This is a genomic window from Paenibacillus sp. NPDC057934 (assembly GCF_042887565.1).
Lineage (GTDB): Bacteria > Bacillota > Bacilli > Paenibacillales > Paenibacillaceae > Paenibacillus_AQ.
Map to the genome: position 1 here is coordinate 199,396 of NZ_JBHVPB010000008.1, position 18,520 is coordinate 217,915.

Sequence of the window (18,520 nt, forward strand, 5' to 3'; positions counted from 1 at the left end):
GTCTCTCCTTACCGCTGCGGAAGCAGCTTCACATATTCATCAGACAAGCTCATTAGTTGAAGAATATAATCATAGTCGGTCTCATACTTGCTGAAGTCCGTCACCGGCTCCAGTGTATTCAGTGAGATGGCTTCACCGTCCTGAAACGTTGTGCCTGGCACGAACATGATGTCATCGTTAAAGAATGAGCCTGTCGGCAGATAGTATCGCATCCCTACCACATTGCGGTCGATGTTCAACAGGTCATGCCCAAAGGCGGTAAAGCCCTCTCCCTCCAATGAAACACCCAGCAGATTGGCAACCGTCGGCATAATATCCAGCTGTCCACCGGTACGGTTGATCACCTTCCCCTGCTCCATCCCCGGTACACGCACAATAAGCGGAATGTTGAAGCGGCTGACCCGGGAATCATATTTGATCCCAAGCGCCTTCTCCACCTGCTCTGGCGAGACATCCTTCGGCTGGAGGCCGAAATGGTCCCCGTACATGACAAGCACCGTATTGTCCCAAAGTCCGTTCTGTTTCAAGCCTTCAATAAGGGTACCAATGGCGTAGTCTGTGTAATGGATTGCCGTCAAATAGTCGCCCAGCATCGTATCCTTCAAGTCACCTTCGACGTTGATTTTTTTGAAGTCATCAGGAATCTTGAATGGGTGGTGACTGGAAGCGGTGACCATTTGTGCGTAAAAAGGTGTTCCCTTGGCTTTTAGCTCAGCAAGCTTCTCCACCCCGGTGATGTACAACTGCTCGTCCGATGCACCAAACGCGTTAAAGTGGTCATTCTTGAAACTCTGTTTGTCATAGTAACCGTTGAAACCCAATGCCGGATACAGCTCATTCCGGTTCCAAAAACCAACCTTGTTCACATGAAAGGTATACGCTTCATAGCCCTTGCTGCGCAGAAGACGCGGCAGGCTGGGAAGCTCACGATCTCCGAATCCGGTCGACATCGCTAACGTAGCAATGGGATAGATAGACGTATTGCTCATGAATTCGGCATCGGATGTGTTCCCCGGACCAATCTGCTGATAGACATGGGGAAAATAAAAACCTTCATCCGCAAGCTTGTTCAGTACCGGTGTCAGTTCCTGACCATTTAGCGATTGATGCAACGGGAAGTTTTGAAAGGCTTCCATCTGAATCACAATGACATTGCGGCCTTTCTGTGAGCCAAACCGATCAGGGATCGTCCCCATTGGTTGATCGCGGTAAGGATAGGAAGCTTCCAGCACTTCAACTTTTCCAATGGTCTCCTTAATATCCCCGGTTCCGATCAGACCGTTATCGGCATTAGCCTTAATTGCTGCCACTACCTCATAGTTGAGGAATCCAGCGCTTTCCGCCTGCACCAATTCATTCGTGATGCCTTTGGCATTCGTGATTGTATAGCCTGACAGCCAAGCGCCACCGATCACACATACTAGAAGCACGATCAGATGACCTCTGCGGGCGTTAGACGATACATATCTTTCCTGTGTATAGGCAGAACCCCGCAGCCATTTGCGTAACCCGCGGTAGAGAGCATACACCACGATATCTACAAAGAACAGGTAGTCAATAATCTGTATCGTCGACTCCACGCTCTCCTTGATTTGGAACACTTGATTCAGCTCATATAGAGCCAGATAGGTAGGTACCGCTCCAAAATGGTTGAAATACACACTACTCGCAAAGAACAGCAGCGACAGTACGATATTGAATGTCCAGAAGACCTCAGACTTCAGACGCCGGGGGATCACTACAGCCAGCACCCCCATCAACATCAGTAACGGAGCAGCATCGGCGGCCACCCACTCCCAGGCGATTCTGTCAAAAAACAATACTCTCAGCAGCAACAGCTTCAATAGCAGCAGCCCTGATACCATATAAAACTGGGCGTATACCGGCCCGTTTTTCTCTTTGTACATAACATCCCCTCTAACTCTTGAACATGATTTCGATTCCTGTTTTCCGCTTGGAAAATAGCAGATTTCACTAGTATAGCAATAATTGTTTTTATTTCAAAATGGATTGCTGTTATTAATGCGTTTTTATAATTGATATTGCATGTTTTTGCGCATATACTTTTTAATAACTACTATTCCCAATATCAGGAGGAATTCTCATGTTCAAAGAAGAAAGGCTGCTGCGCATCGGGGTGCTGGGCTGCGGGCCGATTTCCCAGGCTGCTCATTTCGAGGCTTGTCGGAGAGGACGTAATACAGAGCTGTACGCCATCTGCGACATTTCGCAGGAACTGGCAGACGTCATGGCCGCTGTCCATTCCCCCCAGAAGGTCTATTATAATTATGATGACATGCTTGCCGATCCCCTGGTGGAGGCCGTAATCATTGGCATTGCCGATCAGTTTCACGTGCCTATGGCCGCTAAAGCGCTGGCTGCAGGCAAGCATGTGCTAGTGGAAAAACCGCTTGGCGTAACTGTGGAGGAATGCTTGAAGTTAGAGCGGCAAGCGGAGGAGAGTGAGCTGCTGCTTCAGGTTGGTCACATGAAGCGTTTTGACCCCGGCATTGCTTATGCCCGGAAGTTCATCCGTGAAGAAATGGGCCAGATGCTGGCGCTGAAGGCCTGGTACTGCGATTCTACTTACCGTTATACGGTTACGGATAACGTGATGCCGCTGCCTGTAACCGGCAGTGGCGCGCTAAAGCCGCAAGGCAATCCCAAGGAAGACAAGCAGCGCTACTACATGCTCACACATGGCAGCCATCTGCTGGACACCGCCCGCTATCTGGGAGGAGAAATTCTTGCTGTCCAAGCGAGGCATGTGCAGAAATACAGCGCGCACTGCTGGTTCGTCGCCGTGGAATTCGCCGATGGCAGCTTGGGCCATCTCGATCTTACTGTTGCCGTGCGCATGGATTGGCACGAAGGCTTCCAGATCTATGGCGAGCACGGCAGCGTCACCGGCAAGACCTATAATCCATGGCTGTTCAAATCCAGCGATGTCGAGGTCTTCTCTGCCACGGATGGCGTCACCCGCCGCCCGCTGGGCGCGGATGCTCATTTCTATAAGCTGCAGACCGAAGGGTTCGCAGATAGCATTCTGCATGGATTGCCACTTCAGGGAGCGAACATCCAGGATGGGATTGCCGCGATGCGGGGCATGGCTGCCATCGCCAGATCTGTAGAGACAGGACAACGGATTGCACTTGAAGATATCACGGGAGGTGTCTGATGAATCTGGGGATCTTTTCCAAGACTTTTCAGAGACGATCCCTGCCTGAAGTGCTGGACAGCCTCCGCAGCTACGGCTTCACCGAGACCCAGTTCAATATGTCCTGTGCCGGACTTTCTTCCCTGCCGGATGATCTCTCTATAGATACAGCCAGAATGATTGGGCATGAACTACGGCAGCGCGGGATCACCATGTCGGCCGTATCCGGCACCTTCAACATGGTCCACCCTGATCCCGCAGTTCGGGAAAAAGGCTTGCATGCCCTAGCCTTGCTGGCCGGAGCCTGCCGGGACATGGGCACTTCCGTGATTACGCTGTGCACGGGAACGCTCGATCCCGGCAATATGTGGGCTTATCATCCCGGCAATGCTTCGCCCGAAGCCTGGCGTACATTGACGGCCTCACTGGAGCAAGCGCTGCTGCTCGCCGAGCAGCAGCGCGTTCAGTTGGCCATCGAGCCTGAGCCAGCCAATGTTGTGGCTTCCGCCCGCCAAGCACGCCGCCTGCTAGACGAAATGCAATCCTCCCGGCTCAAAATCATTATGGATGCAGCCAATCTGTACCCGGCTGGAAGGCCACAGGAGCTTCCGGCGGTTTTGGAGGAAGCCTTTCATCTGCTTGGGAAGGACATTATCCTCGCACATGCCAAGGATGTGCTGGATGAAGCGGGCACCCGCTTCGGTGCGGCCGGAGAGGGACTGATTAATTACGAGCAGTATATAGATTTGCTGCTCAGATGCGGATACCAAGGGCCATTGATCATGCACGGCCTGGAGGAACGGGACGTTCTGGGAAGCAGCAATTTTCTAAACAGCAAAATCGCTACAGCCTAGAAAAAGCTGTAGTGCGCTCAGACACACAGCACATCAGGGTTGCAGATTGTACGATTGTAGAATTATCTATAGAAAACGCCTGACGGAAGTAGCATCCCTTGCGGTTTGCAGTCTCCGGCAGGCGTTTTTTAGTTAAGGCAGAACACTCCATGCATGTTTGCTTCAATCTGGAGATCATGAGTGATTAGTGATCTCCCTTATACCTGCTTTATGATACGATCTCTGCTTTACGATACGGTCTCTGCCGTATGCACAGGCGCTTTACTTCGGAACATACTGGTACCGTTAATCAGCACCAGCCCAAGTCCAGCCAGGATAGCACATGCGATAAAGATCGCCCGGTTTCCGATCCACTCCCCAATACTTCCTGCCATAAAACCACCCAGCATAACGCCAATCGTCGTGGCATTGGAGTACAACGTCGTCGCTGCACCCGGCGAGTCTGGCATCAGGTCCTGACAGTAATTGAGGCCGACCCCCAGAACAATAGAGACATAAGCGGCATTCAGAACTTGGCAGACGGCAAGCTGCCAGGTTGATTCGGCAAAAGCCGAGAGCACAAAATAGAGAATACCGAACCAGCCGGCGCTCTTCATCATAAAGGCATTACCATATCTTTTAGCCAGCAGTCCGAAGCCCAGCATTAACGGGATTTGCAGCAAGGCATTCAAGCCCACGATCAGCCCTACGGTGCGGTCCGTTGCCTGTAGATCAGCAGTCGTAAGCAGCGGCAGTGCAATCCCCGACATGGCGTTGCTGGTCTCAAAGACCATAAAAGCGGCAATAGAAATCCACAACAGCCAGCGGCCAATCGGCTTGCTCATCTTGCTCCGCTTTGCCATATCTTGATCATTAGCTTCATTAATAGCAGCAGGCCGACCATAACTCTTTAAATAGACAACGGTGATGACCGCTATAACAGCGTACAGCAGAGCCACGAACAGAAACAGTAAGCTGTAATTCTTCTCTCTGATCAGCAGCGGAGCCAGCAGCGGACCTACCACCCAGGAGAACGAGAACAACGTTCTTTGCACGGAAATGGCGATGGAAGCATCCTTGTTCACCGCAGTGGCGGCATCTCTGACATAGGCGAAGATCTGCGGAAACACTGCGGTTGCCAGTGCCATAAACGTAATGGACACCAGCAGCAAGGCGTAGTAGTTATCGAGAAAAGCAAACAGAATATAACCCAGCACGGCGGCAATGGATGCAGACAGCAGAATGATTTTACGGTCCACCCGCGTATCCGACAATTTCCCGAGCCAACTGCATATCCCTACCTCAAACATGGACGATACGGTTAGAAAAATGCCAAGCATCAACGAACTCATCCCCATTTGCTGCATACCGAATAACGGCATGAAGGTCATGGTCAATGAGAAGCCGACACCCATCAGGAACGTGCAGGCCAGGGCCGGGAGATAGGCCGGTATACCTCGTGCTTCTGCTATATCGGTCTTCAATCTTGTTATTAAGTGATTCATGAGGTCTTGTCATCCTTCCTAGGCTTGTACATACGGGCTTCCTACCCGTCCGGAGATTTCTACGAGTTCCTGCCAGATCGCCTGCAGTGCGATGCTTCTCCGGTAATCATCATCCAGTTCGTCAACCAGTTCCTCCGCCCGGCGTTCCAATTCCTCTGCCACCGGCAGATATTCTGCCAAGCCCGAGGGAAGCAGCAGCCGATGCACCAAATCGTGAATCAGGCCCAGCCTTACACTTCTATCCAAGCCCGCATGGCATTCGGATAACAGCCGCACCAGTGTGGATGGGCCTTGTTCCTTAAGATCACGGAACCCGTTCACCCCTTCTGGTGCGATTTGATCCAGATAGCGGATACGGAATTCGGTAATGAACAGATTATAATCCGCTAGCTTCGCCATCCCTTTCCAATAGTTATAGGAACCGTCCAACTCTTTCCGGTTGTTATCATGCGCATGAATAATCCGGTTCGTATGATACACCGCCGGTACCTTAAGCAGCGCTCCCAGGATATAGGTATGATAATCGAAACCGATACACCGCGAGCCGATAAAGTTGGGGATCCACTCAAAAATCTCCTTCATCGCGATATTTCCGCATTCCGGATAATAAGGTACGATCTCAGGCACGTCGGGCGCATGCTGGCAGGTAATCAGTAGCGGGCGGGAACGGCCACTCAAATGATCGTCGCTGTATTTGGCAGTAATATAATCCGGAATCCGGGATTCCGGAATGCTCAGAATGCGCAGTAATTGAGGGAGTGTCTGTTCGTTACGTTCCTGTAGGGATTCAATGTTCACATTCCAGTTACCGGTATAGTCACTGCCGGCAATCCATATCTCTTCCTGCTGCAAGGCTGTGACAAGAGGTTCGCAGGTATCCGTTAAATGTTGAATCTCGGCTACCCGTTTGCCAATAAATTGGATCTCCCCCCATACCGGATACAGCTCTTCATCCCCCTGCGGGGCAAAACAATCGGAATCCCTGCGGTGGACCACCTTGCGGCCATATCTGGCGGCAGCCAAATAAATCATATTAAAGACCTTGCCATAATCCCCTTCTCCCGGGAATGGGTAGAGCAGGGAGGTCAGCTCGGCTATATGCCTGCCACTCTGCTCTGCAAGTTCGCGAATCCATTGCATTTGATCATCCAGGTCATGGTAAATAATAGGTATGGAGGTCTCCTTCCGGAGTTCCTCGATATCCCTTCTGTTCTGCTCCACTACAGGAGATGGCCCGTTATCTAATATGATCAGCTCTTCAGGGTCCATCCCTCGCTTTCTCATCGATGTCATTTCACGCAGAATGGACTGAGCGGCAGCTAAAACAGGCCGGTTGGTAGGAATAGCAAACATAAACATACCCTCTCCCAATATTTTGGATTAAATATAAAAACAAGGAATATTATAACATTTATGAAAAAATCACGGAATGGGACGATATATCTACACCACAGTTTCGCTCTTTAGTAACAACAAAAAAGCAGAGGGTCACGTGACCCTCTGCCATAATTAGTTGATTCCAGCAAGCTCTGTTGCAGTAATCTGTATTTCTGGTAATCTGTATTGCCTCTACACTGTTTTGCGGTATCCCTCATGTTAGTACTGAATGACGGTAATTCCCTGTTCCCTATAAGGAAGAAGAATGTCCTCCGGCACTTCATTTGACGTAATCATGCAAGTCAATGCCGAGGCTGGGGCGACGATGAACGGTGCTGAGGTTCCAAGCTTATCAGGTGTCACCAGTGCCACCACCTCCGATGAACCTGCGATCATAGCTCTTTTGACAAAAGCCTCATCGCTGTGCGGCAGACTAATGCCGAACTCGGGGTGAATGCAATACACTCCGAGGAAGCACAAATCAGCACGGATATGCTGTAATTCCTGAATCGTAGCCGGACCCAGATTCACCAGGGATTCCTTGAACAGCTTGCCGCCCAGCATCGTAACCTCAATTCCTGGATGACCAGCCAAGGCCACAGCTACCGGAGGACTATTCGTAATCACAGTCGCCGAGATATGCGCTGGGATGGCTTTGGCAATCTGCAGCGTGGTTGTGCTGCCATCCATAAGAATAACCTGGCCGCTGCGGATCAACGAGGTTGCGCCTTGAGCTAGAGACATCTTCGCTTCTGTCCCCAGCCGCTCGCGGTCTCCGAAACTGGCCAACGTCGGGGATGACGGCAGCGCACCTCCGTGTACCCGATGCAGCAGACCCACATTGTCCATTTCCCGCAAATCGCGGCGCACCGTGTCCTCGGACACATTCAGACGGCTGCTGAGCTCGGCCGCTACCAGCTTCCCTTCCTTCACAAGCATATCCAGAATGATTTGTTGCCGTTCTTCTTTGAGCACTGGTAAGACCCCTTGTTCATCGTCCCTCGCGGACGAAGTCTATAACAATCCGCGGCGCGTAATTTCCGGCGTTTGTCTACGCAAATTATAGCGGCTGGGATTGATCAAGGTCAATCCGGCAAGACTCAGCCCAGGGGTGTGCGGCTGAGCAGTCTTTTAATAGAACGATTGGCTTCCTGTAGCACCGTTTCCTTATCCATCGTCTTCATGAGCCCACGTTCCATCACGATCTCGCCGTCAATAATAGTCGTCTCCACATCCGCACGGGTGGCAGAATACACAATTCGGGTGATCGGGTCCACATCATAGGACGGGAAGGTGTGAAAATTACGCAAGTTCAGCAATGCGAGATCAGCTTTTTTGCCCACCTCGATGCTGCCGATGCTGCTCTCCATCCCTACTGCCTTAGCCCCGCCAATGGTAGCCATGCGGAACACACTTCTCGCATCCATAGTCGTCGGCCCATGCTGCGGCTTCTGGATGATGGCAGCCAAGCGCATCTCATTGAACATATCCAGGTTGTTGTTACAAGGGGCACCGTCGGCACCAAGACTCAGGGAGACATGCCCATGCAGCATGCCCGGCGTATCCGCAATACCTGAAGCCAGCTTCAGATTGGAGCCGGGGCAATGGCTGACATGCACGCCGCGCTCCCGCAAAATCCGCCGCTCCTCGGCATCCAGCCAGATGCAATGCGCCAGAATAAGACGCTCATTGGCCAGACCCAAATGATCCAGATAGACGATGTTCCGCATACCTGTCATGGCCTGCACAATCTCGATCTCTCCCAGATTCTCCGATGCATGGGTATGAACCTTAACCCCATACCGGGCAGACAGATCCCGCACCTCCGTCAGTAGCGGCTCGGTACAAGAAATAACGAACCGCGGGGAGAAGGCATACTGAATTCTCCCTCCCCCGTAGCCATTCCATTTTTCCAATAGATCCACGCTCTCCTGTAAGGAGGATGCTGTATCCTCTTGCAAGGCTGCGGGCACATCCCCGCCCTTCTGATCCATCATCACCTTGCCGGACAAGGCGCGGATGCCGCTCGCCGCAATGGCCTGAAAAGCAAAATCCGTATGATGTACCGTCTCCATATCCACAATCGTCGTAGTCCCGCTGGAGATCAGCTCGCCGATACCCAGCATCGCAGAGTAATACAGCGATTCCTCATCATGCGCAGCCTCCAGCGGCCAGATTCGCTTGCGCAACCAATCCATCAGCTCCAGATCATCCCCTTTGCCGCGGAACAGCGTCTGGCACAGATGGATATGCGTTTGGATAAAGCCAGGGATAACCGTACGGTTAGTGGCATCAATTACAGTCTCGCCCGCTTGTGGAGTAAGCCCACTGCCGATCTCCGCGATCAGATTGCCCTTGATTCGAATATCACCGGTGATGATATCCTCCGAGCTGTTCATGGTTACAATCTCTGCGTTTCTAATCAGGATGTCTGCCACTGCGTTCTCCCCCTTTAGCCTGGTTACCCCGAATTGTTAAATTGCTGTTGAGTACTGAGAACCAGTTGTAACACAAAAAGGCCACAAAATATGCCGTAGCATATTTTCGTAGCCGGAAATTTACGGTTTCCAGTAGAGACCCTTAAACCCATTATTAAGGATATACGAAAAAAAGCTTATTCAATTCAGTCACTTGAATAAGCCAATCATAAAAGAAAGACATGATTCACGTCAATTAAAAGTTAATTAAAATGACATTGATATTCGTATTTCTTATGTTTTCTATATTTACATTCTACAAACAAAGAATGAATCCGGTATATATGTTATTTTAAATGACATATTCAATGTTATCCGATCCCATCAAACGATGATATCAAACATATCTAACATAGATTTACTCTGCAGCAATCAGTACCTTCTCAAACACTGGAAAGTTTGCCGTACGGCTCGGAAAGCTGATTTCGCCTCTAAGATCATAGCCCAGCCGCGGGTATATCTCCAACGCTCTTGTATTTTTAGCATAGGTGTCGAGACGAATGCTTGTATACCCTCTGTCCAGCGCCAATTCCTCTGCGAAAGCAATCAATTGCCGTGCAATACCCTTGCCCTGAACCTCAGGATGTACTGCCAAACGGTGCATGATTAAATGAGGTCCCTGGTTTTGCTCCCAAGTGATCGTCTCATAGGCTTCTGCCTGATTCTCATCTAGTACAAGGATTCCCGCAATAGCTTGATTGTCTTCGTATACATATAGTGTACCGCGCTCAATGTCTGTTCCGATAACTTCCTTATTGGGATAATGCTCATCCCATTGGTCACTTCCGCCATCCTGCATGACTTTTACACATTTGGCAATAAGCTTCATGATTTCTTCCAGCTCTTCCTTATGTGCAGTTCGAATCCCATTGCTCACCTGTGCACCTGCTTTCTTTCTTCCAAATTCGATCCCTTCAGCGAGACCCTGATAAGAAGTCTATCATATTCGGGTCCACTTTGAGGAGGGGATTTCCGGAAAAAAAGAACAGCAAAACATCCGGACGGACTCTTCCCGACCGGATGTTTTTTCCTTCTTGACCCAGGCCTCTGAGCCTCTGGGTTACTTGAATTCCAGCTTATGCCCGTCCTCGAAGCCCTTGGCGAAACCGGCGTCGAACCCCACGTTGTATGCTTCGGTGTAGCCCTGCTGATAGGCGTCTCCCGGAGGCGTTTCCGGAGAGACGCCAAGATCCGGGGGGAGCGGAATCACCTGTGGTGCATCGTTAGGATCCACTGGAGGTGCTGCGTTAGCTTGTGGGGCAATGTTGATTCTTCTGCGCAGGATGCGGCGGCGCCGAAGTCTTCTTTTTTTGCGCAGCACAAGACTTTTGCGGGTCTTCCCTTTACGGATCAGTCCTCTGCGAGTTTTACGGGCAAGGCCTTTGCGAACCTTGACCTTCCGCGACAGCAACAATTTGCGCCGTCTGCGGGTTGTCGTGCCTAAACGCACTTTTCTGCTGCTCTTTTTCTTCATTCTCTTTATTCCTCCTGTACTCCATGTACTTTGGAGGTTCCTCCAGCCCACGTCTTAGTCTTGTTTAACCATGGCGCTGCAGGAGTTCCCCGTTTAGGCCGGTGTAGCGAAATGCCGGACATCATCCGGCACATGGCGCTCTGGTACCCACTTAAGATCCGGATATTGTCGCTCAGCTTGCGGGCCGTCAGCTCGGAATGCCCCGTCAATTCAGCGATACTCTCCAGTATGGCGGCCAACGCAGCCTGGCTACGGGAAATGGAGCGGATCATCTCCAGTTTGACGGCATGCTCCGATAGACGGCCCCCGGTCATTTGCTCAGGTCCCCAAAATCAAACCCGTCGCCGCCCGAGAACCCTTCTCCGCCGCCTTCTTCCTCACCACTGCCCAGCACAGCCTTCAAATTGCTGTAAAGCCCGTTCTCCAGCTTGGTCAGCCCTTCGACCATCTCAACGATCACTTCGTGAATGGAGAGGGTTTCTTTTAACTGCTCCTCATGGCTTTCGAACGCTCTCGCGTGGATATGATGCTGTGTCCACTGTTTGACCTTCTCCGCCTCGACAGCCTTCGCCTCCAGAATCATGGCGACGTTCCACTGGATCACTGCCGTCGACTCCAGCATTTGTAGAAAAGCCTTCTCCCTGCTCATCACCAGCCTCCTACTCCTTGCGCCTACTCTTCTTCCTGCCCATTCATTTCCTTGATGACTCTGCCGACCCCTTCCGCCATCGCCTCTTCCAGATCAGCCAGGGCATTGAGATACGAAATAATATTCTTGTTGACCTGACCCGAGCTTTCGATCAGACCGCTGGTTCCTCCAAAATCAGGCTCTGCATCCGGCAAATCATGGACGATTTGCGACATACGGACAACCACGTGACGTTCGGCGTCGAGGATCCGCGCCATCTGTTCGTGCGTATGGGCCATGTGCTGCAGCACTTTTGTTATTTTATTCTGCACCTTCAGGTCTCCTTTGCTCAAACGCCCTGCTACAACATATGCGGCAGATGCCCTTGCTGTGCCGAGGATCTCAACAAAGCTGACGTAAGGTCTCCGGAAACAAATAGGGAAGAGTACAACCAAATGACGCAGTTAAAAATTTAATTCATTTGGTAAATTAAGGTTTGATAGGAATATAGGCCTAATATATAATTTTCTATTAGACACTATTTATGGAGGAAAAATAACAATGTCTCAACGAAGAAATTATGGATTATCCTTACGCTGGCTCAGTGCAATCATCGCCGTCATGCTGCTATTCGAGCTGATGCCACAGCGAGCGGCGGCAGCCGATGTGTGGCAAGTGTACAAGGAAGCGCAGCGGCTGGAGAACAACGGTCAATACACCAAGGCCATAGCTAAATACAATCAGACCCTTCCGATATTTCTAGCTAAGGGGGAATACGGTAATGCGGGCAGTATGCAACGCCGGATCGGCGACAATTATGTCAAGCTGGGAGATTATGATGCCGCTGTGGCCAATTGGGATAAGGAATCAGAATATTATTTGAAGGCAGGGCGAAAGCAAGATAGCATCGCTGTTCGTGTCAAAGCGGATAAGTTGCGGAGCAAGGTCAGTTTGTATTATGAGACAACTGCAGGCAGCGTGGGAAATACCAACTTTCACGGGGCCGTACTTGAACCAAAGAATGGTGCCCTGCTGGGAGCTTACACCGAGCGGGATGAGAACACCCACGGCAGCGGAAAGTTCTATACAGAAGGATTCCCGGCGCTGACCGGCAAGAATCATGCTGCTTACCTGCTCTATTTTTCCTATGGAATGAAGTTCTCCAGCATAGAAACGCACATCCGGGAAGCGAAGAAAAAAGGCACTGGCCTAGAAATCGCCATCCAGCCGCTGCAGGGATTAGGGGTCGTACAAGATGATGATTATTTGCGCCAGCTTGCCAAGGATATGGCTGCAGCCGATATTCCGATTTTGCTCAGGTTCGCTAACGAGATGAACGGCAAATGGGTGCCATGGTACACCACTCCTGAAATATACAAAGAGAAGTTCAGGCTGGTAGCGAATGTTATGCATCAGGAAGCCAAAGGAAACGTTGCAATGGTATGGGCGCCGGGCAGCGAGCCGGAAGATACGATCGACAGCTACTATCCTGGTGATGCTTATGTAGACTGGATCGGAGTCAGCCTCTACTCGATCTACAATCCGGTGAATGATCCACTTGGCCAAGGCGTCGACCGGACAAGCCATGTTGATAAACTGGCTGGAATCTATAACACCTACGCAAATCGCAAGCCGATCTTCATTGCTGAGGGTGGAATTTCTTATATGTACCCGGAGAAGATGCAGGATAAGACTGACTGGGCTATCTATAAGCTCAAAGAGTTCTATGGAACACTTCCCATGCTCTACCCAAAGGTGAAGGCTGTTTTCTGGTTCAACTCTAACTACGATGCTTCGCGGATCAAATATTATCAGCTTTCAGCCAACGCCGCGCTGCTTCAAGCATATAAAGATGCCGTGGCATCCCCTTATTATCTGGAGGCATTCGGCGATGAATCCAAACTCGCTTACCTGCCTGTCGGATGGAGCACTGTGCCCGCTGCACCGCTGAAGCTCGCCGGTTATGTAAAAACATGGTCACCGACGCTGTCCAAGGTAACTTACGACATTGGCGGAAAAACTATAGCGACCGCTTCATCGCCACCTTGGAAAGTGAACGTCGACTTTACCCCCTATAAAGGCAAGAACATCGACATTACAGTCAAAGCCTTTGACGGAACCGGCAAGCTGGCAACCAAAAAAGTCGTCAAAACCACGGTACAGTAGACCATGTCAATCTTGTAGTGGGGTTTGAAAATTCTTCAAAAGTAACACTGTTCACCCCTGAAAAAGCAAGGTGTTCTCCACATTAACTCATAAAAAGCGGCCGTCACTACCCAGAAGGTACCGGCCGCTTTTCAACAAAATCTTATTATCCTGACTTGCACTCTCCCGTTAAGGCAGCAAGTCTTTCATCTTCTCTCCAGCCTCGCGCAGTGACTGAAACGTTCCGGCATCACTCCACCATTCCTTCAGCACATCATAGCTCAGCTTGCGGTCTGCGGCATACAGGTTGTTCACATCGGTGATCTCTAGTTCGCCTCTTCCCGAGGGAGCGATCCGCCGTATAATGTCAAATACGTCCGAGTCGTACATATAAATACCGGTCACGCAGTAATTCGTCTTTGGCCGCTTGGGCTTCTCTTCGATGTAGGCAATCCACGAAGGGTCCTTATCGTCAAAGACGGGAACACCGTATCTGCGTGCATCCTCCACTGGTGTCAGCAGCACTTTGGCCGTCCCTTGGGACTGTTTGAGAAAGCTATCCACGTATGGGGTAAGATCGTCTAAAAACAAATTGTCGCCGAGTAGAACCACGAACCGTTCCCCCGGAGAAATGAATCCTTTCGCAAGCTCCAGGGCTTCCGCGATGCCTCCCGCGGCTTCCTGAATTTTATAAGTCAGAGAGACGCCGAAAGAGGTACCACTGCCCAAAAAATCGGTATACAACCCGGCGGACTGCTTGCTGATGACCAGAAGAATATCGGTGATCCCCCCTTGGCGCAGCCGGTCTATACCGTAGCACACCATAGGATAATTGCCGACCGGAAGCAAATGTTTGTTCATAAGCCGGGTCAGCGGCAAGAGTCTGGAACCTGTTCCGCCCGCCAGTATGACTCCCTTCACTTACTTTCCTCCTCTTTATCTACGTCGTTAGTCTTAGGGTCTGCACATTACATGAAATTTGCAGGGTCCACCTGCCATTTATCTATAAACTTGCCGCGGTTTCGTTCCACCAGATCCCCCCAGCCGCTGTTGTATACTTCCTTGAAGCTGGAGCTTCCTTCATGGTGTACGAGACAGTCTCCGGCAATCACTAGCCGGTAACCCTGCTGACGAGCGCGGTAACAGTAGTCATCATCCTCATAATGTCCCGGTGAGAATCTCTCATCCAGCAGCCCCACAGACTCCAGCACCTCTCGCTTCAGCAAAAAGCATAAGCCCACCAGCCGCTGCGTTCCGATCCATTTGCGGGGATCGGGAATATTCGCGATTTTCGTAGCTTCATGATACCCTGGCAAGTCAGTGTATTCCGTCTTGACCTGCTGCCGGCCACTGGCATAGTTCGTCACTGGCCCGACAATCCCGATACCCGGCGCACTGTACAGCGCCGCCTTCAGATTGGTCAGCCACCTGGTGGAGACAACTACATCATTATTCAGCAGCAGCACTTCATCACCGGAAGCCAGTTGCAGCCCGAGATTGCAGGCGGCGGGGAAGCCGCGGTTGACGGGTAAAGAGATAAACGCCAATTTTTGCGACCGGCAGTACTCTGCGGTCCCATCCTTTGAGGCATTGTCTACAACAATGATTTCATAAGGAACCTCCGTCCAAGCCCGGATGGCCTCCACACAGATCCGCAGCAGGCGAAGTCCGTTATAGGTCGGAATGATAATACTAGTTCGCGTCATAACCCATTCCTCCAGATCGCCATCTGACGCCGCTTTTCCCAAAAGACCTCTTCCGGTGCAAGACTGCTGGGGCCCCGCCGGGAAAGTACCTCATGCAGTGCTTCGGCATGATCCCCGGTAATCAGCTGCTCCACAGCGTTGCCCGTTCCAATATTGGTTCTGCGCAGCCTATTTTGCTTGATGACATCAACCGTTCCCACCTGTTCCACCCGGAGGCTTCCTAGGATAGAGAGTGCTTGCGCTTTGGGCGGAACCATCAGCTCCTGAAAGCCGATCTTCTCCAGCGCATGCCTAGAGAGCGCATGCGGAACGGCCGTCATAGAGCTAACTCCCAGATCTCCCCGGCCCAGAGCAAGATTCAGAAACATCTTGCTACGAGTCACATCGTCGCTCAGCCGGAACGGCGGCAGCAACGAGTTCAGGTCATTAAGGGCCACATCTACTCCTTTGTCCACGGCAGCAGGGAAGGGAGCAAGCTGCGGCGCCGAAATCACCATGTCGCCGTCCAGGAACAGCAGGATGTCCCCTCTGCTCAGCTTCGCGCCTATAGCCCGGCCGACATCATGACCTGCAGAATCCGGGAGGTGGATGATTATCGCCTCCTGGGAGAGGCGGGCTTGCCGGTAGCTGTTGTCGCTACACCCGTTAAGTACAACAATGATCTCCATAGGCTGAAGCCGCGACACCTGCTTGAGCAAAGGCAGCAGTGTTTTCTGCTCATTACGCGCCGAGATGATTACCGATAGGGTGCCGTTCCGCTTCCATCTTCCCATCTTGGGAGAGCCATGTCTGCGGGTCACAGCGGGCCGGCCGCCGCTGCGCCGCGGACTCCTTCTGCTGGCCGCTGCTGTTGCACCTCTCGCCACTCGCTGAGAGGCGGACTTGCCAGGCACGGCTACGATAAGCTTCCGTCTACGTGTCGACTTTATCTTCATCTGTCACCTCACGATCTCACGCCGCCGGCTCCCGTCGCCGAAGCCGGCCCGGTGTCCGCGCCGCTCCAGCAGCAGGGATACCGCCGCCAGATGATCCTCTACAATCTGCTGCTGCAGGGGATCCCTTCCGCCCGCCTTGCGGCGGATCGAGTTCAGTTTCCCTACCTCCACTGTAAGAGCCGCCTGCACCCGCAAGTCTGTCGTAACAGCCGCCGCATGAGCCAGCGGCGGACGAGACAGCAGGCCGCTACCCAGCACTGTAATCGCCCTGCGGCTCAAGGCATGCGGCACAGCAGTCATAGAGCTGCCTTTCAGGTCCGGACGGCCGAGCAGAAGGTTCAGCGCATGTTTAGAAAGCACCACCGGATGAGGCATTGCCTGGCGAACCGGACCGGAATAACCATTCAGGGCAATGTCAGCACCTTCGCTTACAGCCCGCACGAAAGGACGCAATTTTGAAGCCGGTATAACAAAATCTCCATCTAAGAACAGCAGGACTTCCCCTATAGCAGCCTCTGCTCCAACACTGCGTCCGGCGTCATGTCCAAGCGGCTGTTCGTAGGAGATTACGCGGGCACCTGATGAACTTGCCATTTCTGCTGTACGATCAGCAGAGCCGTTCACAATCACAATAACCTCACAGCGCGAATGAACCCCCCTGGCCTCGGCGATTACACCACGGATGGTCCGCTCCTCATTCATGGCGGGAATGATAACAGACACATAAGGCTCGGAATGATTGACAGGAGGTACTGCTGCAGCTTGCTGCACCAGACGGGCCGTCCGCCGGCGAGCTTTGGGAGCCGGTCGCAACTGGCGACGGGCAGAGGAACGTTTGGGCTTCATATCACATCCACCTTTCTTGCAGGGCTGATTATCCGGGCTGAGGGTTACACCACAGTTTATGTCATCCGCCGTGCAGGGTAACGGCCAATGTCTCATACGCACAGAAAACAGGACAAATGCCGTTTAGTGACAAAAGGCCATGTCCTCCAGCAATGTCACCGAACCTGAATCTCCTGTGATGATGAAAAAAAAGCGCGGCCTCAGGCCGCGCTAGTCATTGATGGGCTTATGCAGTCATCCATTAATCGAAAAGAACCTGATTCCCAGCAGCTTTGAGCTGTGGAGAACCGATTGCAATCCAGGAAACAACACCGTAGAACTGGCTGTTCTCACGTAGTCTAACTACCTCAATTACGGCCTCATGCAAGGACCGGCTCTTGAGAGAAGCATGAAAGAAAGGCTGATTCGTCATCGCCACAAGGACATAGCCAGTGTGGCCAAAGCTCTCGTCGAAGGTCACTGTCACTTCGACGCTTTCTGCATCCCCATTGAACATAAAGGCTGTCATGCCAAATTGCTGAAAGGCTTTGCGCGAACCAGCAGTCTGCACCGGACTGAAGGAAAGATGCTCCGGATTGACCGTGCCGGGGACCAGATGCTCTGCGCTAACCGCGCCCGGCGCAAGATGATAGCCCTGTACACTCTCTTCCACGAGATGGCGAGACTGTACGGAGAAGGGGGCAATTTTGCCGGAATCTACGGCTTCATCCTGCAGCTCTGCAGTCCCAACGGCATCGGTCGACAATTGCAGCGTTCCTACACTGCCTGGCAGCAGCTTGATCCCTGGTATACTGCCATCCTGCAGCAGTCCGCTGATGTGTGTTTCCTCTGCAAGATGCTCAAGCTTGATACTGCCGGGTCTTATATGCCGTTCTTCCACACTTTGCTCAGCTAGATGCCCACCGGTTATGCTTTCAGGCTGCAAGTGCTGTCCGTTCACTGCTCCCTCTGCCAGCTTCGCTCCTGTTAAGCTGCCATCAGGCAGGAGTTCGGACGTGTATACCTCTTCTGTCAGATGCTCAAGCTTGATAATTCCGGGTCTTAAATGCCGCTCTTCCACACTTTGCTCTGCCAGCTTCGCTTCTGTTATGCTGCCATCAGGTAGGAGATCGGATGTGTATACCTCCTCTGCCAAATGCTCAAGCTTAATAATTCCGGGGCTTAAATGTCGCTCTTCCACACTTTGCTCTGCCAGGTGCCCGCTAGTTATGCTGTCAGGCTGCAAATGCTGTCTGTTCACAGCTCCCTCTGCCAGCTTCGCTTCTGTTATGCTGCCATCAGGCAGAAGATCAGACGTGTATACCTCCTCTGCCAAATGCGAAAGCTTAATAATTCCGGGACTTAAATGTCGCTCTTCCACACTTTGCTCTGCCAGGTGCCCGCTAGTTATGCTGTCAGGCTGCAAATGCTGTCTGTTCACAGCTCCCTCTGCCAGCT

18 protein-coding genes and 1 riboswitch are annotated in these 18,520 nt (G+C 51.8%); of the genes, 3 read left to right on the top strand and 15 right to left on the bottom strand.

All coding sequences use genetic code 11. The features are described 5' to 3' along the window. Nucleotides 1–8 precede the first annotated feature (8 nt). The gene (locus tag ACFVRY_RS19550; protein WP_387501964.1) at nt 9–1,907 is read right to left on the bottom strand and encodes an LTA synthase family protein; all 1,899 of its coding nucleotides are present in this window, start codon (nt 1,905–1,907) and stop codon (nt 9–11) included. Between the two features lie 197 nt (nt 1,908–2,104). Between ACFVRY_RS19550 and ACFVRY_RS19555 the strand changes: the two genes are divergently transcribed. Next, nucleotides 2,105–3,178, top strand: a complete 1,074-nt coding sequence (locus tag ACFVRY_RS19555; protein WP_387501965.1) for a Gfo/Idh/MocA family protein — start codon at nt 2,105–2,107, stop codon at nt 3,176–3,178. Next, nucleotides 3,178–4,011: a sugar phosphate isomerase/epimerase family protein gene (locus ACFVRY_RS19560; protein ID WP_387501966.1), complete on the top strand. Its 834-nt coding sequence runs from the start codon at nt 3,178–3,180 to the stop codon at nt 4,009–4,011. Before ACFVRY_RS19555 ends, ACFVRY_RS19560 begins: the two co-directional genes overlap by 1 nt. A 227-nt stretch (nt 4,012–4,238) precedes the next feature. Here ACFVRY_RS19560 and ACFVRY_RS19565 read toward each other — a convergent pair whose 3' ends face one another. The 9 genes from ACFVRY_RS19565 to ACFVRY_RS19605 form a co-directional block, all read right to left on the bottom strand. Next, nucleotides 4,239–5,495, bottom strand: a complete 1,257-nt coding sequence (locus ACFVRY_RS19565; protein ID WP_387501967.1) for a sugar efflux transporter — start codon at nt 5,493–5,495, stop codon at nt 4,239–4,241. Nucleotides 5,496–5,513: 18 nt separating this feature from the next. Further along, nucleotides 5,514–6,848: a DUF6271 family protein gene (locus tag ACFVRY_RS19570; protein ID WP_387501969.1), complete on the bottom strand. Its 1,335-nt coding sequence runs from the start codon at nt 6,846–6,848 to the stop codon at nt 5,514–5,516. A 243-nt stretch (nt 6,849–7,091) separates the two neighbouring features. Further along, the gene (locus ACFVRY_RS19575) at nt 7,092–7,847 is read right to left on the bottom strand and encodes a DeoR/GlpR family DNA-binding transcription regulator (protein ID WP_387501970.1); all 756 of its coding nucleotides are present in this window, start codon (nt 7,845–7,847) and stop codon (nt 7,092–7,094) included. 125 nt (nt 7,848–7,972) lie between these two features. Further along, nucleotides 7,973–9,310, bottom strand: coding sequence for a 5'-deoxyadenosine deaminase (locus ACFVRY_RS19580; protein WP_387501971.1), 1,338 nt, complete (start codon nt 9,308–9,310; stop codon nt 7,973–7,975). A gap of 89 nt (nt 9,311–9,399) precedes the next feature. Next, nucleotides 9,400–9,498, bottom strand: a riboswitch (purine riboswitch). A gap of 209 nt (nt 9,499–9,707) precedes the next feature. Beyond that, complete coding sequence (locus tag ACFVRY_RS19585) at nt 9,708–10,226, bottom strand: GNAT family N-acetyltransferase (protein ID WP_387501973.1); 519 nt, start codon at nt 10,224–10,226, stop codon at nt 9,708–9,710. 183 nt (nt 10,227–10,409) lie between these two features. Then, nucleotides 10,410–10,823 carry a FliH/SctL family protein gene (locus ACFVRY_RS19590; RefSeq protein ID WP_387501974.1) on the bottom strand — a complete coding sequence of 138 codons (414 nt, stop codon included), beginning with the start codon at nt 10,821–10,823 and terminating at the stop codon, nt 10,410–10,412. A 5-nt stretch (nt 10,824–10,828) separates the two neighbouring features. Next, nucleotides 10,829–11,137 carry a hypothetical protein gene (locus tag ACFVRY_RS19595; protein WP_379469371.1) on the bottom strand — a complete coding sequence of 103 codons (309 nt, stop codon included), beginning with the start codon at nt 11,135–11,137 and terminating at the stop codon, nt 10,829–10,831. Beyond that, entirely contained in the window at nt 11,134–11,472 is a 339-nt protein-coding gene (locus ACFVRY_RS19600) for an alpha-helical endospore appendage domain-containing protein (protein WP_387501975.1), read from the bottom strand. Before ACFVRY_RS19600 ends, ACFVRY_RS19595 begins: the two co-directional genes overlap by 4 nt. A 23-nt stretch (nt 11,473–11,495) precedes the next feature. Next, nucleotides 11,496–11,783, bottom strand: a complete 288-nt coding sequence (locus ACFVRY_RS19605) for a nucleoside-diphosphate sugar epimerase (protein WP_066376590.1) — start codon at nt 11,781–11,783, stop codon at nt 11,496–11,498. 229 nt (nt 11,784–12,012) lie between these two features. Between ACFVRY_RS19605 and ACFVRY_RS19610 the strand changes: the two genes are divergently transcribed. Then, complete coding sequence (locus tag ACFVRY_RS19610) at nt 12,013–13,617, top strand: glycoside hydrolase family 26 protein (protein ID WP_387501976.1); 1,605 nt, start codon at nt 12,013–12,015, stop codon at nt 13,615–13,617. A gap of 168 nt (nt 13,618–13,785) precedes the next feature. Here ACFVRY_RS19610 and ACFVRY_RS19615 read toward each other — a convergent pair whose 3' ends face one another. From ACFVRY_RS19615 to ACFVRY_RS19635, 5 genes are all read right to left on the bottom strand, one after another. After that, complete coding sequence (locus ACFVRY_RS19615; RefSeq protein WP_387501977.1) at nt 13,786–14,517, bottom strand: sugar phosphate nucleotidyltransferase; 732 nt, start codon at nt 14,515–14,517, stop codon at nt 13,786–13,788. A 47-nt stretch (nt 14,518–14,564) separates the two neighbouring features. Then, entirely contained in the window at nt 14,565–15,302 is a 738-nt protein-coding gene (locus ACFVRY_RS19620) for a glycosyltransferase family 2 protein (RefSeq protein ID WP_387501978.1), read from the bottom strand. Then, nucleotides 15,299–16,237, bottom strand: a complete 939-nt coding sequence (locus ACFVRY_RS19625; protein ID WP_387501979.1) for a glycosyltransferase family 2 protein — start codon at nt 16,235–16,237, stop codon at nt 15,299–15,301. The genes ACFVRY_RS19620 and ACFVRY_RS19625 overlap by 4 nt, the downstream gene beginning before the upstream one ends. 3 nt (nt 16,238–16,240) lie before the next feature. Next, a complete protein-coding gene (locus ACFVRY_RS19630) occupies nt 16,241–17,083 on the bottom strand; it encodes a glycosyltransferase family 2 protein (RefSeq protein ID WP_387501980.1) in 843 nt (280 codons plus the stop codon). 241 nt (nt 17,084–17,324) lie between these two features. Continuing rightward, nucleotides 17,325–18,520: WIAG-tail domain (locus ACFVRY_RS19635; protein WP_387501981.1), on the bottom strand; the 1,196-nt coding region annotated here is incomplete at its 5' end.

Coding starts and splice junctions, on each gene's coding strand:
- ACFVRY_RS19550 (WP_387501964.1), bottom strand. CDS start 1,907: ATGTACAAAGAGAAAAACGGGCCGGTATACGCCCAGTTTTATATGGTA.
- ACFVRY_RS19555 (WP_387501965.1), top strand. CDS start 2,105: ATGTTCAAAGAAGAAAGGCTGCTGCGCATCGGGGTGCTGGGCTGCGGG.
- ACFVRY_RS19560 (WP_387501966.1), top strand. CDS start 3,178: ATGAATCTGGGGATCTTTTCCAAGACTTTTCAGAGACGATCCCTGCCT.
- ACFVRY_RS19565 (WP_387501967.1), bottom strand. CDS start 5,495: ATGAATCACTTAATAACAAGATTGAAGACCGATATAGCAGAAGCACGA.
- ACFVRY_RS19570 (WP_387501969.1), bottom strand. CDS start 6,848: ATGTTTGCTATTCCTACCAACCGGCCTGTTTTAGCTGCCGCTCAGTCC.
- ACFVRY_RS19590 (WP_387501974.1), bottom strand. CDS start 10,823: ATGAAGAAAAAGAGCAGCAGAAAAGTGCGTTTAGGCACGACAACCCGC.
- ACFVRY_RS19595 (WP_379469371.1), bottom strand. CDS start 11,137: ATGACCGGGGGCCGTCTATCGGAGCATGCCGTCAAACTGGAGATGATC.
- ACFVRY_RS19600 (WP_387501975.1), bottom strand. CDS start 11,472: ATGAGCAGGGAGAAGGCTTTTCTACAAATGCTGGAGTCGACGGCAGTG.
- ACFVRY_RS19610 (WP_387501976.1), top strand. CDS start 12,013: ATGTCTCAACGAAGAAATTATGGATTATCCTTACGCTGGCTCAGTGCA.
- ACFVRY_RS19620 (WP_387501978.1), bottom strand. CDS start 15,302: ATGACGCGAACTAGTATTATCATTCCGACCTATAACGGACTTCGCCTG.
- ACFVRY_RS19625 (WP_387501979.1), bottom strand. CDS start 16,237: ATGAAGATAAAGTCGACACGTAGACGGAAGCTTATCGTAGCCGTGCCT.
- ACFVRY_RS19630 (WP_387501980.1), bottom strand. CDS start 17,083: ATGAAGCCCAAACGTTCCTCTGCCCGTCGCCAGTTGCGACCGGCTCCC.